13 protein-coding genes are annotated in these 15,434 nt (G+C 39.9%); 10 read left to right on the top strand and 3 right to left on the bottom strand.

Annotation, left to right across the window (positions count from 1 at the left end):
* Positions 1-3 precede the first annotated feature (3 nt).
* Positions 4-678, top strand: a complete 675-nt coding sequence (gene ssb, locus ACXAC1_RS08325; RefSeq protein ID WP_475060751.1) for a single-stranded DNA-binding protein — start codon at positions 4-6, stop codon at positions 676-678.
* A gap of 420 nt (positions 679-1,098) precedes the next feature.
* Here ssb and ACXAC1_RS08330 read toward each other — a convergent pair whose 3' ends face one another.
* Positions 1,099-1,422, bottom strand: coding sequence for a helix-turn-helix domain-containing protein (locus ACXAC1_RS08330; protein WP_475060754.1), 324 nt, complete (start codon positions 1,420-1,422; stop codon positions 1,099-1,101).
* Between the two features lie 546 nt (positions 1,423-1,968).
* Here ACXAC1_RS08330 and ACXAC1_RS08335 point away from each other — a divergent pair.
* Genes ACXAC1_RS08335 through ACXAC1_RS08350 form a run of 4 tightly spaced genes read left to right on the top strand, consistent with a single transcriptional unit; the run spans position 1,969 to position 7,684 of the window.
* The gene (locus ACXAC1_RS08335) at positions 1,969-3,315 is read left to right on the top strand and encodes a site-specific integrase (RefSeq protein ID WP_475060756.1); all 1,347 of its coding nucleotides are present in this window, start codon (positions 1,969-1,971) and stop codon (positions 3,313-3,315) included.
* Complete coding sequence (locus ACXAC1_RS08340; RefSeq protein ID WP_475060759.1) at positions 3,302-4,906, top strand: site-specific integrase; 1,605 nt, start codon at positions 3,302-3,304, stop codon at positions 4,904-4,906. The genes ACXAC1_RS08335 and ACXAC1_RS08340 overlap by 14 nt, the downstream gene beginning before the upstream one ends.
* Complete coding sequence (locus ACXAC1_RS08345) at positions 4,899-7,199, top strand: hypothetical protein (RefSeq protein WP_475060761.1); 2,301 nt, start codon at positions 4,899-4,901, stop codon at positions 7,197-7,199. Before ACXAC1_RS08340 ends, ACXAC1_RS08345 begins: the two co-directional genes overlap by 8 nt.
* Entirely contained in the window at positions 7,199-7,684 is a 486-nt protein-coding gene (locus ACXAC1_RS08350) for a hypothetical protein (RefSeq protein WP_475060764.1), read from the top strand. Before ACXAC1_RS08345 ends, ACXAC1_RS08350 begins: the two co-directional genes overlap by 1 nt.
* 91 nt (positions 7,685-7,775) lie before the next feature.
* On the opposite strand, the gene ACXAC1_RS08355 is transcribed toward ACXAC1_RS08350, so the two are convergent.
* Positions 7,776-8,081, bottom strand: a complete 306-nt coding sequence (locus ACXAC1_RS08355) for a hypothetical protein (protein ID WP_475060767.1) — start codon at positions 8,079-8,081, stop codon at positions 7,776-7,778.
* Between the two features lie 86 nt (positions 8,082-8,167).
* On the opposite strand from ACXAC1_RS08355, the gene ACXAC1_RS08360 reads away from it, so the two are divergent.
* Complete coding sequence (locus ACXAC1_RS08360; RefSeq protein ID WP_475060770.1) at positions 8,168-8,404, top strand: helix-turn-helix domain-containing protein; 237 nt, start codon at positions 8,168-8,170, stop codon at positions 8,402-8,404.
* Between the two features lie 104 nt (positions 8,405-8,508).
* On the opposite strand, the gene ACXAC1_RS08365 is transcribed toward ACXAC1_RS08360, so the two are convergent.
* Entirely contained in the window at positions 8,509-10,602 is a 2,094-nt protein-coding gene (locus ACXAC1_RS08365; protein ID WP_475060773.1) for an AAA family ATPase, read from the bottom strand.
* A gap of 213 nt (positions 10,603-10,815) precedes the next feature.
* Here ACXAC1_RS08365 and ACXAC1_RS08370 point away from each other — a divergent pair, with 213 nt between their 5' ends.
* The 4 genes from ACXAC1_RS08370 (at position 10,816) to ACXAC1_RS08385 (ending at position 15,399) form a co-directional block, all read left to right on the top strand.
* A complete protein-coding gene (locus tag ACXAC1_RS08370; protein ID WP_475060775.1) occupies positions 10,816-11,379 on the top strand; it encodes a recombinase family protein in 564 nt (187 codons plus the stop codon).
* Position 11,380: 1 nt separating this feature from the next.
* Positions 11,381-11,821: a hypothetical protein gene (locus ACXAC1_RS08375; RefSeq protein ID WP_475060777.1), complete on the top strand. Its 441-nt coding sequence runs from the start codon at positions 11,381-11,383 to the stop codon at positions 11,819-11,821.
* Entirely contained in the window at positions 11,818-13,998 is a 2,181-nt protein-coding gene (locus ACXAC1_RS08380) for an AAA family ATPase (protein ID WP_475060779.1), read from the top strand. Before ACXAC1_RS08375 ends, ACXAC1_RS08380 begins: the two co-directional genes overlap by 4 nt.
* 84 nt (positions 13,999-14,082) lie before the next feature.
* Entirely contained in the window at positions 14,083-15,399 is a 1,317-nt protein-coding gene (locus ACXAC1_RS08385; RefSeq protein ID WP_475060782.1) for a DUF6602 domain-containing protein, read from the top strand.
* Positions 15,400-15,434: the final 35 nt, after the last annotated feature.

Consider the following 15,434-nt stretch of genomic DNA (forward strand, 5'->3'; position numbering starts at 1 on the left):
GTCATGGCACGTGGAGTAAATAAAGTAATCTTGATTGGCAACGCTGGCAGCGATGCAGAAGTGCGTTTCATGCCATCAGGTGCAGCCGTTGCAAATGTTAACTTGGCAACGACAGAAAGCTGGCGCGATCGCCAAACAGGTCAAATGCAAGAGCGCACAGAATGGCACCGTGTTGCCTTTATGGACCGTGGTAATTACCGCTTAGGCCAGATTGCTGGCGACTTCATCAAGAAAGGTTCAAAAGTGTACGTCGAAGGCTCTTTGCGTACACGCGAGTGGGAAAAAGACGGCATCAAACGTTACACCACTGAGATCGTTGCTAACGAAATGCAACTTCTGGACGGCCGAGCAGATGGTCAACAAGGTGGTTATGACAACAACATGGGCGGCGGTTACGGTGGTGGTCAGCCTCAGCAGTCAGCGCCACAGCAAGGTGGTTACGGCTCGGCACCTCAGCAACCAGCACAACAGCCTCAGCAGGGTGGCTACGGTCAGCAACCTGCTCAAAGTGGCTATGGTCAGCCTCAGCAAGCAGCACCCGCAGCGCAACCGCAATCATTTGGCAGCTGGGGTAATCAACCGCAGCAAGCTCCTGCACAACCAAAAGCGCCAGAGCCAGCGAAACCACAACAGCCTGCGCCAAACTTTGACGACTTTGATGACGACATTCCTTTTTGAACCAAGATAAAGTTAGAAATGTTTAAAACTTTTCTTGAAAGCCGCTGTTTAGCGGCTTTCTTTTTTCTGTAAATAAAAAATGTTTAAAAGCTTGGTAGAATTGTCATCAGTACAATAAGACAAAAATAAATGTTTAAAATCTTTCTATAAAGAACGGGCATTAACTCCAAAAGTTGGTTCAATAGATGTGTGGTAAGGTACACCTGTGAGAGCATATGAAGATGCTTCATCAGACTCACATATAAATTAGTTTCGCATATATGGAAACGGTTACAGGTCAAAGGAAGGTTGTTTCTGAATTTTATAGGTAATGGCTAGAGTGGTAGTTCAAAGAGTCCTCCACTATTTACAGGAGATTTCTATTTTTCCTTCAACTAGGCTGAATATTAGATATAGTTTTTTATAGCAAATCGATCACACTCATTTTGATTCTTCGATTCTTGCTTTTATCGCTTTTATAATAAGCTGCTTTCCTTCGTCATCTAGCATATCTGCTAAACGTGCAATTTCTGCACTCAGTTCATCTTCACAGTAAAAAAAACTCAAGGGTACATGTAGTGCCTTGGCTATCTTTCTTGAAAGCTCAATATCTGGCATATGCCTCCCTTTCTCATAGTGGTTCATTTTTCCGCTAGCATTGCTTTCATCCATGCCGACCTTAATACCCAGCTCTTTTTGTGGTATGCCGAATGCTTGTCGTGCTTGCTTGAGACGAATGGGGAAAGGATTGTTTTTGCTGGTCACAGTAAGTTCAACTATCAGTATCAAATAAGCTAGATTGTCTAAGTTTTACGTAGCCTTGTACACTTAGCACTCCTAAGTTTTGGGTAGGGGGATTGCCACTTCCGTCAATAGTTTCTAATAAATCGATTATTTTTCTTAGCTTTCCTAAGTTTTTGTTGCCATAAATCGTTTCTTTAATTATCCTGCTTAGGAATCCTAAGTTTTGTTGTCATGTAGCCCTTTTTTGTTCTCTCTACTTAGGGATACTTAGTTTGGTTGCTATATAGCGTTTTTTGCCTGTTTTACTTAGGAATACTAAGTTTTAACTTGGGGTGTCTTTCAGAAATGCGAGTAGAAAAGTTTTGGTTTAGATGTATTTGCTCCTTGCTGCGTTACTAAGTCTTACTTGGTATGCCTTGAATCACTTTAGATCTGGTTCCAGGCAAAGCCGAAAACGTAGTTGTTTACAGTCTCACTCTCTTGAAAGGTTGAGACATACGAAAGAGCTGAAGTCATAGATGAGAGGCATCTGTTAGGTATGTATATTTTTATTAATGCTGGAGTTTAATGAAAATTAAGATAGCTAAATTTAAAAGTGGTGAGCGCTACCCATTTTTGTTGTCAGAAGATGGTGTTCCAGACTTTTGGGTAACTCACTTTGTTACTCAAAGATTACGTATGGATATGGCTGCCACTACAATTTCAACATACCTGAAAAACTTTCACCATTTTAAGAAGTGGGAAATAGCTAATAATAGAAATATCCTTGACGAGATTTATAAAGGGAAAATTCCTTGTAGAGAAGATATTGATAATATTAAAGAACACTGCCTATATCAAGCTAAAGCTCTATCGGTAAAAGCCGGCAGAAAGGTAATTGATATGGCAAAGTTTATGATTTTAAGTGACCAAGAAAAACTTACAGTTAGTAAAAGTAGTTATATAACTAGAGTTGCTCATATAGCTGAGTTCTTAAGCTTTATAGGTCGAGAGAGGGTTAAGCATAAGCCAAATGCTGCAATGCTTTTTAATGAACTTGATAAAATGAAAAAATTATTTAAACGGAATATGCCTAAGAGTAAAGTGAAAATTAGAAAGCCTGATAAGTCAGAAATAGAAAGTAGTGTATTTTATGAATTTATCGAAGTCTCAAAGCCAAATTCTCCGATTAATCCGTTTAAAGGAGCTGATGTTAAATTTAGGAATTTTTTAATACTTCAGGTGCTTATTGAAACAGGCTTTCGTCGAAGTGAATTACTTTCTCTTCAAATATCTAATATTGGAAGTAATGCTAATGAACCGGCTTTAACTGTAGTTCGTGAACATGATAGAGAAAATGACCCTCGAACTGATGAGCCTAATGCAAAAACACTTGGTAGAACTGTTCCAATTTCTAAAGAGCTTCGAGATCTTCTTTATTTTTATATAAATAATATTCGTACTAAAACAAAAATTGCAGATAAATATCCTTATATATTTGTATCTCATAAAGATAAGAAAGGAAGTTATAAATCAGGTAAGCCTCTTGAGAAGCAAACGATAAATGACATTCTAAACAGGATTAAGAGTGTAAATCCTGAACGATTTTGGGGGATTACACCGCATTTATATAGACACTTCTTTAATGAATTATTATCTATTCAGATTGATAATGAACGGCAAGAAGTCCAAAAGGAGGTAGAGAGACTAGAGCGTTCTGGGTTACACGAAGCTGCAAAAGCGTATAGAAGTGAAAATGAAATTACGGAGCAAAGGGAACTGGAAATCAGAGCGGATTTTAATGGCCATAGCTCTCTTGATTCTGGAAGAACCTACTTAAAAAGAACTATTAAAAAGAAGCTTCAGAAAATATCGAAAGAAGTACAAAAAAAACTATCTAAAGCAGCAGTGGAAGTAGCTAATGAATTTAAATGAAAAAAATGTTTCCGCGTCTTCAGATGGCCTTAAAGAAATACGCACTTCTAAAGCAAACTATGACTTTGATATTAATAGTGATTTTTGGCAGATAGACTCAAATTCAAGAGTTAGCTTCAAATCTTTGAAATTATTGAACTTAGAAGATTTTTTTTTAAGGGATTTGAAGTTGGTTCTTTCAAATTATGCCTGTGAGTTCTCATCAGGTTATATTCTTAGATTGGTAAATGATCTAAGGTTTTTCTTTAAAGAGGTAAATGTTAAAAATAACATTGATGAAAAACATATAATAAATTTCAGGTCAACTCTAGAAAAAGATACAGAGTATAAGCTGGGTGGTCTTAGAGCATTTTTGCTTGACTGGTATGAAGAAGGTATAAAAGGAGTTGATGTAAAGGCGGTCGAACTGCTTGCCTCTATTAAGTTATCCGGAAACGTTAAAGGCAAGTCTGTTGCTACTCGATGTCCATTCAGTGGTGCATATACCTTTGAAGAACAAGCAGCTTTTATTAGCTGGTATTTAAACGCATTTAGTGAAAACTTAATTTCATTTGAAGACTACGCAATTATAATGATATTACAGAACACGGGTATTCGGCCAATCCAAATCTCTAAGTTATATATAGAAGATATAGTTTTAAATGAGACTGAAGATGGTGGAGAGCAATTCGATCTTCATGTCCCTAATGCCAAAAAGAAATCAGAATTCAGAGGCGTTATGTCGACTCTAACTGATATTAGTGAAGATTTAGCAATTGTTCTAATGCATCAGGCTCAGAAATCTTTGGATATTGTCGAGAGTTATTTTGATGTTAAGTTATCTTTTGAAGAAAAAAAGAAAATCCCGATTTTTCTAAATTTAGATACTCTTTACTCACTTAACGATTTTATTGATTTTAAAAATATTCAGAAAGAAAGGCCTGATTCATTGTGTATTCGGATAAGAGGAGTTTCAGATTCTATCATTGAAAGAATAAAGAAGATTGCTAAGTTATGCCCTTTAAAAACGCAGCGTATTATTCTAGATGGTGAATTTGGAGATTTGCATATTAGTGCACGACGCTTTAGGTATACACATGCAACAAATTTAGCAATGCATGGAGCAAGTGACTATGTGATTGCAGAAGCTATGACGCATGAAGACACTCAGCATGTAAAAGTTTATACAGAATTCAATGAAGAAATGGCAGAGAGAATTGATGAAGCACTTAAGCCCAGTCTAACACCTTTAGCTCAAGCATTTTCGGGTACTTTGATAGACAGTGAAAAAGATGCAATAAGGGCAAATGATCCCCGTAGCAGAATTCATATAAGGAATGCTGACGAAGTTGGAAATTGTGGAACGTTTGGTTTTTGTGGACTGGGCTCCATTCATTGCTATACATGCAATAAGTTTCAGCCTTGGCTCAATGCAAATCACGAAGCTGTATTAGAAGAGGTGACGGCTCAGAGAGATCACAGGCGAGATTTGGGAGCAAGTGAATTTGTATTGCAGGGAGCTAACCGAACTATTGATGCTATTAAGGTTGTTATTGATAAATGCAAAGAGAGGCGTGAAGAACTTGCTAATGAAGGAGTTATAAATGGCTGAATTACTTGTTTTTACACCTCAACACCAGCTTGATTATCAGAAAAATTATGATGACTTCATTGCTTTTACAAAGAATGAGCTGACTCTTTTCTCTGATGCTGAATTAGTCACTAAAGATGGCATTCAGAAGGGGTGGGAATGTGACAAGTGGTCTTGGGCCTCTGAACGGGGGAGAAAACTCACAATCGTGTTTGGAAAGAGCCAGAGTCGTTCAAAATATACTCCTTTCAAGTATCCATTTTCAGACTTCGCAAAAGCATACGTTCGTTATGAGCAGTCTCTTAATCCAAAAAATGCAACTACGTGGGCATCCTCACTAGCGTTTATATATAGCGGCCTTGAAGAGAAAGCCAAGCTTAATGGAAGTGCTACGATAAGTATCATGGATCTTGATAATCAAGTTATTAATGAAGTTGAAGATATGATCAGAACTTCCAATCTTAATGCTGGAGCAAAACGTAATGTTGGATTATCACTTCAAAAAGTACTGGATTTTATTGTAGATAAAAGATTCAAACTTAACTTACAAGAATGGAGCAACCCATTTGCAAGACCGATCGACACCAGAATTAAGACCGATGATAGCAGTCGTAAGATAGAAGAAGACAAATGCCCTTCAGATTTTCAAATGTTGCAAGTTGCGGAAGCATTTCGCCGAGCGAAAACACCTAAACAAAAATATTTTGCAAGCCTATGTGTAGCAATGATGCTCCAGCCAAGCCGTGCTGTAGAGCTGAGTGGACTCACAGTGCATTCTTTACAAAAAAGCGAGAAAGGGCGATGGTTCTTAGCTTGGTATCCTGCTAAAGGTGGCGACCCAGTTACGAAATGGATACCTAAATTACTAGAAGATGTTGCTCAGCAAGCTATTACTAATCTTATCGAGATCTCGAAGCCAGCCCGTAACGCCGCAAAATTCGCTTTTGAAAATCCTAATATGTTTATGATTCATGAGAAGTGTAGTACTCCTGCTGGTTTCTCTCAAAGTAATGGTCTGACTTATACGCAATTTGCAAATGCTCTTGGTTTTCGGTCTGGCGTAGATTCCAATGGTCGAAATATAACTTGGAATAACGTAACAAATTTGAAGTGGCTTAATAACTTGTTTAATCGTTTGAATAACACTTCAAATTGGCGAAAAGAGCGATTATCTGGCCTAACTTTAAAGGCCAATAACGAGGTGTTTAAAAAGAATGGAAAAGAGCCAATTGAAGTTGATTTGAAATTTCCTAGTTATGCCGATCTTCGTACCGTTGTAGATGATGAATATATGACAGAAGACTTCCCGAAATATGGAGATTTTCCAATTTGGGATTGCATCACATTAATCCGTGACAATGAGTTCCACAAAGAATTTTCAGTTAAGCCCTTCTCGTGGGTGTTCACAGGCCATGGGACGGTCAGTGATGCGATTGGCTCTGAGCGAATTGAAGGCTCGCAATCCATCTTTGATGAGTTAGAAATTTATGATGAAGATGGAAGCTTACTTATGCTAAATACTCATCAGTTCCGTCATTGGTTGAATACAAAGCTAAAACTGGCAGGGGAAGCAGACTGGTTGATTGCGAAATGGTCAGGGAGAGCAAACATCGAGCAAAATAAAGCCTACGATGGTAGAACCCCTGAACAAAGATCACGTTTAACGAAAAGGATAGGAGCTGTTTCTAATACAAGTAACGTGTTGACAGTTGCTGAAGCAGACAAGCTCCTTGCTGATTACACTGCTGATAATCCTCCGCCAGCCCTTATATTACATGATCTTAAGCTTCCTATTCCTCTTAGCTTTTTTGACGTCAATCGTAGTGGGGCAGCGATATTTACGGGGCTTGGCTATTGTCTACATAATCACGCTGAAAGCCCTTGTATAAAAAATATTGACTGTGCCGTTTGCACGGACCACTCGTGCCTAAAAGGGCTTCCAAATAGTCTAAATGAGCTGATGAACCTTGAGTTGCTTGATGAGGGTGAATTAGAAAAAGCTAAAGAGAAGGCTGGTAATTTAGTCTTTGGAGCTGATAGGTGGGTGACTTATTACGGCTTAAGGCTAGCAAAAATAAAGACTCTAATAAGAGGCCTTCAAGACCCAAAGAGGCCCGATGGCTCAGCTATAAGAGTAGCGAAAGGACTAGATCCATCTCCTGTTAAACGATCTCTCGGTATTACAGAGCTAGATGGATTGAAAGAGATAATAGGTCGAAAAGACGCAGTCAAACAAACTCTTGTACCAGCTCTTGAGCCTGTGCAGCCTTTGGACCTTCTCGCCTTAGCTGAATCTGACTTGAAGGAGTTCTGATGGCTTTTGTATCAGATCATAAAGAAGAGATCCTAACGATCATTCATAGCTGGACTGGGAAGTTCAGTGACGATCGGTTGGTAAAAAAAATTCAGGTTGAATTGGGGCTTAAAAAAGCACCATCTCGGCATACATTGACAAAGCATGATGAGATTAAGCTAGCTATACAGCTCAAACGAGAAGAGTTAAGAGATAAGAAATCACAAGCTATTGAAGAAGCGAAGCAGCACATTGAGCGAGGCGATAAGCTAAGTGACTTAATAGAAGCACTGAGAGATGACAGCGCAACTATTGCCGAGCTTATTAAGCTTGTGAAAAAACTCGAAGAAGAGAATGTTGGGTTAAGTTCAAAGAATGAAGTTTTAGAAGTAAAACTGAATAATGTTCTAGAGCGCTTTGCTAGATGGCAATTTAACTTAAGCAAAATGGATGGAGTTGACCTTAATAAGCTTGACCAGGGGTTGCCTGCAAAGAATAGAGACTGATTTCTTACCTTGGTTTGTTCTGAAGCAGCCCTAATAGAGAGGGCTGTTATCAGAAGGGCATCCCGTATCCCATTTGAGCCAAGCAAAGCAATTACTTTCGTTTGGCTTCGTGTAAGCGAGCTTTACCATTTATTTTAATTGGGAAGGGGAGCTGTTTGTTAAGAACCATGACCAGTCCATCTTCTCCCAGCTCTCGATAAACCTCTTTGCAGTATGCATAAAATGGCTCAACGTTACCCACTCCATGCTCTAGTTCTTTGTCCATTTGTTTCATATGCTGTTTAGTATGATTTGTAATTGGAAAGCTGTTCTCTAAGTTCATTAGCATCCACATCACACCTGCCATAAGCACTCCCCACTCCGCTTCGTTGGGGATATCTAAATATTTATACTGCATTAGCCCTCGTTTGATTTTCATGAGTTAGACATATGCAATATTGTCCCTGTTTTGGGGACAAGTGGCAACTCATTGATAATCTGAGGATGATTAAACACATCAATGACCCTCGATATGAAGCCTTGGTGAATTGGCTGATCTCAGCTAGAAAAAGTAAGGGGCTTACTACAAGAGAGCTTGGGGCTGCTCTGGACGAGTCACATCAGTTTGTTAACAAAGTAGAAACAATGCAGCGTAGGTTGAATGTCTATGAGTTCGTTCAGTATTGCGAAGTACTGGGCCTTGAGCCAGAGAATGGCATTGCATTATTAAAGCGGAAATAGCTGTAATGTCAGAGTGTCGCTATTGTCATTCTGAATATGATTCTCTGGTAGTTCTTAGCGCCGAGCAGGTCTTACTAAAGAGATCCGCTCAGCACCATGTCACTTTAAACAGCTCCCCTAGTTAGACAATCATCACATGCTTTAATTACATATTCTGGTATCAAGTCATATTTTTTTGGGTCAAGCTGACATATGTACTCGTTTTCAATATGGTACGTTTCATTTATAAATTTCTGGAGAACTGAGTTATCTACTTCAATACCATTCAATAAACGGAAGACCTGAAGTTTCTCGTATCCGCTAGAGCAGTTATCGTAGATATTTTTGAGGGCTGATCTATCTTGAAGCCGAAGTAGGGTTTCCTCATAGTTGAAGTGTTCAATTTCTGATGCAATCCTAAGACTCCCATGACTCAGCTTGCTAGCTACCATCAAAGGATTTCCTTCTTCCCTGTTATCGATTGCCTCATTCAGAGGACGTAAGTGGAGCAAATTAGAAAGTACTTGGTATGCATCTCCCATATCGTCAACAATCTCGAAATGTCTACGGAGATAGATTAGCTTTAGAATGGGATCTGCATCTGTCTCTAAGTAATCTTTACATATTTGGGAAAAGGTCTTTATGTCGCCTGTATTTATTGGAAGTTCATTGATTTCTCCCTGATCGAATCTCAAATATGACGAGAATACTTGATTGTCAAACTGTTTCTTCACCGCTTTGACTGTATCTATTATCGGTTCGACATCATGAGTGAGCATCAAGACGGTTTTGCTTTTCAGGCAGTTTTCAGGCTTCCGTCTGAATAGCATCTCTAGAATGGCATACTTCTTATTTTTATCGAAAGAGGATATTGGGTCGTCGAGAATAATTAAACCAGGCTTCCTGTACAGGCATTCGTACATGAATAATACAATTGCGAATGCATTTCTCTCACCAAAACTTAGATGTTGGTCACCACCAGCAACAAAGTCATCATTGTCGAGATGCTGTAACTTCAACTGAGATTTGTCACCTTCTCCTGAGATTTGTACCTTGTATCTATATCCAGCATAAGAGAGGAAGCTATTAATTTCTCTTTGGTACTTCTGGACTAAGGTTTGCATCATCCCATGCTGCTGGTTTAACTTGCCTTGGAGGTGTCCGGCCTTAACTATAACTTCTTCAATTGACCGGTTTATCGTGCCAATTGCATTTGCAGTGGCTTCCGAGTTCAGTTCAGGTAAGAAAGTTAGGTCAATTTTGTATGAAGTGAGCTGGTCACGAACTTGTTCATCTCTTTTAAAATCAAACCCTTTCAATGATCTTAGCTTTAACAAATTATCTGACAATCTATCGATTTGAGTTTTGATTCGTTTCAGGTAGTCGATGTGCTCTGGTTCAAGAGTATTTGGAAGTCTAGTAATGCTACTCAGATTTTGTCTTGCTTCAGGTGTTAAGTAGTCGCCTAGCTTTTCTATTGTGTCAATGATTTGTACTAGGTTCTTAATCACATTTTTGTCGTACTCACTGCCAACTTTTGTAATTTGCTCTTTCTTATCTGTAGTGTCGGCAGAGCAGTATGGACAGCAATCTGATAATCCTGAGAATTGCTTAGAGCCTTTTGTCTGCCAGTCAATCCAAGCTACATTTGAAGTACTTCTGATGAAGGGCTGATAGGCTTCTAAGCCTTCAGGGATGTGTTCTAGCTTGTTGCCTTGCGAGAGACCTTTCATACCAGATGATTTTAAGGATAAACCAGTTTTGGTTAAGGTAAACGCGTCTCCTAAATCTTTTAAATTGGAAATAAGTGACTCTAGATCGTCATTCTCATCAAATAACACCTTAATGTCATTAACAATAGCCTCAATATCTGCCTCAGCTGCCTTGTACGTATCCGTCCTTATAAAAATGTCAAAGCTGTTAGTTAATAGCTCACCTGGCTGGAATGTGAATTGACGAACGTACTCCTCGTTAAAGCACATCACATCATTGATATCTTCATCTGAATAGACTTCGGGTGATTTGGATTCAGGGTTTTTGCTTCGTAGCTTAAATGGCATCAACTCATCTAAGGGCTTTCCTTGTGTATGCAAAGAGATTGCTTTAGCTATCGTGCTTTTTCCTGTGCCGTTGGGAGCAAACTTGATGTTTAGCTTTTTGGCAGTAAGCGAAATTACTGCTCTATCAATACTGTTGCAATTCTCTATGGTGATATTCATTGCTCATCCTTGTCTGTATCAGTCTTAAAGACTTGTGCTTGTATAGCGTTATACGAAAAGTTGTTCTTCATGATTTCATTGAGGCTAGCATATGTGAATGCACTTTATATGGTGGAAGCTAAAGTTCATGAACTAAAATTAAAATAATCAATTAAAGTTCACGTAATTCGGTTGGTGAACTAAAGTTATAACTTTAGTTCAGTGAGGTAGCATATGGCGTTAATAGGTTTTGCGAGGGTCAGTACGCAAGAACAAGATCTTGCCTCTCAGGTTGATGCATTAAAGCGGTATGGCTGCGCAAAAATATTCTCGGGTAAGCAAGGCGGTACTTCGTCTGAAAATCAGAAGAAGTTGGAAGAAATGTTAGCTTATATCAGAGAAGGTGACACTGTCTGCGTTACCAAGCTGGACCGCTTAGGCCGTAGCTTAAGAGGTATCATGCTGGCTATTGATGCTATCCATGAAAAAGGTGCTTCACTCACGACTTTAGATGGCGTAATCAATAGTGCGGATGACTCACCATTCGGTAAAGCTGTGCTGCACGTAATCGCTGTTTTTGCTGAGCTTAATAAAAGCCTGATCATTAAGAATACGACTGAAGGAAGGGAGCGAGCCATCGCCGCTGGAAAGCATATGGGGCGACCCAAAAGTATCCCTATAAAAGAGAGGGAGAAGATCCGCCAGTTAGTGAAGTCTAAAAAGAAATCACAAAACCAATTATCAAAGGAATATGGTGTAAGTAGAACGACTATCAGACGCATAGTGGAGGAGGCATAGCATGAGCAAGGAAAAAGGCCAGAGAAATAGGGATCTATTCCTTGGGTGGGTGGCAGAGATGAAGATTAAGGATACTCCGAATTGGTCGGACTATTGCCATGGAGGAACTCTAAGCCCTAAGAAAATTGCTGATGAGCTAGGCTTTGATTCGTCTGCCTTCAAACAGGCTAGAAATCCCTTACTCCATAACATGCTTCAAGATCTTAAAGCGGAGTTGTCTACAAACGGCTTTTATCACGAGCGTAAGCTCAACCTAAAGAAAGATGATGAGAAAGCTTTTGAGCCGAGCGAATTTGCTGAGGGTATCAAAGACAGCGCTCAAGTTCGTGACCTCAAGAGAATTAATCGTAGGTTACAAGATGAGAATGCCAAGCTCTCTGCTGAAGTAGCAAGACTGTCTGAATTTAAGGATGTATTGGTTGAAATGGGGCTTTGGAAATGAGGGCTAACGATGAGTTTTTGGTTCGAATTACGCGCATATATCAATACCAACCAGACAGCGTAAGGCTAGGTGCAGTTTTTGTTAATAATAACAAGGGCGCACACCGGATTGAGATACTTACTACTCAGGATAAGTTGAATATTGACCCTAAAGTCGGTCAGCAGTGGTCTATTCGCAAAGAAAATAATTATGCAATACGTCAACAGAAAGTGAGTGAGAGCCACTTTGTTGATGTCTGGCGTTTCATGGAACCTAAGCTTAAGTGCGTTATGCCAGATAATGGAAGCGGTTTTGTTAGCTTCTTAAGCTCAGAAAAGTCTTTTGTTGGAATTGGTACAGTTAAAGCTCAATTATTATGGGAAGAGTTTCGGAGCTCAATATTTAAGATATTAGACCAGCATCGCTACGCCCCGTATGAGCCTGATCCTTCAATTACGAACTTTGAAGCAGTGCAAAAAGTTCTAGTCCGTCAAGATACGGTACATAGTCTTTGGAACGGTTTCAAAGAGTACTCGAACCTGAAATATGCTTCCAAGCTCGTTGAATATGAAATCGAAGCTCCAATTCAGCGACAGTTATTTCGAATGGCCGATCAAGATGCTCTTCATTTTCTAGAACAGAATCCATACCGCCTTTTTTCTCTTGGCATGAGATTTGAAAAAGTAGACAACATTGCACAGAAGCATTTTGCGGTTGCTCCAGATAGTGACATTAGAATTTCTGCAATGGTTGAATATGCTTTGAGACTCTGGAGCGATAAAGGCAATACCTTAGCTGATTGGGACGACATTGCCCCCGTGCTTCGCCGGTTACTGGGCAATGATGAAAAGCTTCTTGATCAGGCTCATCTTGCAAAGGGTGATGTAATTGGTTTTGTTAAGCAAGGTGAGCAGTATTTTGTAGCCGGAAACTACATATTTGAGAAAACCATTGCCAAACGATTTCTGAAGCTTAGCAAAGCGAAGCAGTTGGATTGGACGAGCGATCTGGAGCACGTTTTCTTAAAATCCGTACCAGAGGGTTGGGTGTTGGAAAGTGCCCAGGAGAGGGCTATAAGGACGGCACTGTTAAATTCTATATTTGTTCTAACAGGTGGAGCCGGAACCGGCAAAACATCGACTACCAAAGTGATCGTCAATGCTTATAGAGAAATGGGCTACACTATTTATCCCTTAGCTCTATCTGGCAAGGCGGCACGCCGCCTTCAGCAATCCATTGGCATACCAACAAGTACCATCGCTCGTTTCTTGCGTCAGCAAGCCATAAATGAAGAGAAGTGTGTCTTGATCGTTGATGAGGCATCAATGTTAGATGCCTACACTATGTGGCGTTTAGTCATGCAGATTCATGATAAGGCTCGCATTATTCTGATCGGTGATCCATATCAGTTACCCCCAATCAATGCAGGCTTTGTGCTCAATGATATAGTGAAAAGTGGAGTCATTAGCCATGTGGAGCTTGATGTGGTTAGGCGACAGGGCAAACAAAGCACTCTTCCTAGCTATGCAGCTGCAATTAAAAGCGGAGACTTGCCAGAGTCTTTGAACACTGCTGATGTGGTATTCCAAGAATCATCGAGTGATATCTTTCAGGATGTTTTGCAAGCCTACTGCAAATATCAAGATGCTATGGTTATCGCTTCTACCAATGACACTGTTAGGAAAGTAAATAAGTTTCTTCAAGCATCGCTAAATCCGAATGGGCAGGTTTTGGATCTAACCGGTATGCCTGTTGAGAAAGGAAGTTATGAGTTAAGGCAAGGTGATCCTGTAGTTTTCACTCTTACTAATTATAAAAATGATATCCAAAATGGGACCCTGGGCTTTATACACAGTATCGAAGAAACAGATGAGTTCGCTTTTGTTGTAGAGCTTGAAGACTTAGACGAGTTTGGTAAGAAGCGTTTAGTGAGCGTTGACTGGCAATTGTTTGAATATCTTGATCTTGCTTACTGCTTGACGTTACACAAGCTGCAAGGCTCTCAGGCCGCTAATGTAATTGTGTTATTAGAGCAAGGGCCATTACTAGAACGTAGCTGGCTTTATACGGCAATAACAAGAGCTGAGAACATGATTCATTTGATTGGCAGCAAATCCGATTTCTACTATGCGGTGAGGAAGCAAGGGGCGATAGATACTAGGAAGACTGGGCTATCGGAAATGCTTCTCTTGAGATAAAGGAAACTGCCTGTCCGGTTGCTATAGGCTTCCGTTTCTAAAAAATTGAAGAAGCACAAATACCTAACTATTGGGAAAACTGCGGTGATAAGAAAAGCATCAGAATTATTGGAACTCTTCATTGAAGAAGAAAGCAAGAAGTTGGCAGATATTGAGATGTCCCATATGCCCACGTTAGGTTCGGCATACGAGGAAATAACAAGGCAGGGGATTGATAAAGAGTTTGCTATTCCAAAGCATTTAGACTTGAACGTGGTATCAGGATTTATTTCGGTCGGCGGAGAAATGTTGCCCGAGCAAATAGATTGTATGCTGGTTCATGGTCTAGGGGAGCGGTATGGACTTACAGATCAATACATAGTCGATATTGAGCGAGTTCTGTGCATTTTTGAAGTGAAAAAAACGCTTCGCAGGGGAGACTTTGTTGATGCGATTGACCACTTGGCAGGGATCCGTAGAAAGTTTGCTGAGTATTTTGAAAACAAATTAGTTAATGAAGGCTATGAGCCTGACTTAAGGAATGCTAGAAGGCAGTTTTCTTTGATAACTGGAAAGGATGCTCCTGAGAAATATTCTGGTATGCATAATATCCCTATTGAGGAAGGGGTTTTATTCTATTGTCTAGTGCAAGAGTCACTTGCACCAGTGAGCGTCATTCATGCTTATGATGGGTATAAAACCGAGTACGGCTTGCGAACAGCACTTGTTAACTTAATAGAGAGTCGGGCTGGGACTGAAGAAAGCCTTGGAATCCCTCTTATTCCTTCTCTTGTAACATCAAATAAGTTCTGTTTAGTTAAGGGGAGTGGGGTGCCTTCTATTGCCTTAAATGATGAAGGTGAATGGGTGTCAATTTATTCCACGTGCCATAATCCTGCAAAAATGATTCTTGAGTTAGTCTGGTCGAAGATCTCTTCATACTTCAGTATAGAGATGCCATGGGATGACGGCCTTCATTTAGATAACGCTGTGCCACTTTTTACTGCGAGAGCAGTTGAGAGTGAAGGTAGAGCTGGTTGGCTGTACAAATCGCTCGAATTAGATCAGAAACAGCTAAAAAGAGCAGATGATAACAAGTGGGAACCAGACTTGGTTGGTCCAGCTGAAGCTTCTGCTATAAGACTTATGGCTGCATATGGTGGCTATTTGTCCTTAGATAGAGATCTGGAGCAATTTCTAACAGACAGATATGGAGCGACTTTGAACTCTGTAGCGAATAATTTGGTTAGTACTAGGTTGTTTATGAGGAGTGATAATTATTTGCGGCCAATTAACGCCAGAACATACCTTGTAATGCTTGATGATGACGTTGGCTACGTCTGCTCTGAACGTGAAAGGATGGATGTTTGGTGTGACGAAAATAAGATTAATCCTAATTATCTTAGTATTATTTTGCTCTAAAGACAGGCCGCGCATTTTGTGGAATCGATTTGGTG

It is taken from the genome of Marinomonas sp. AWM4_232 (genome assembly GCF_056158325.1).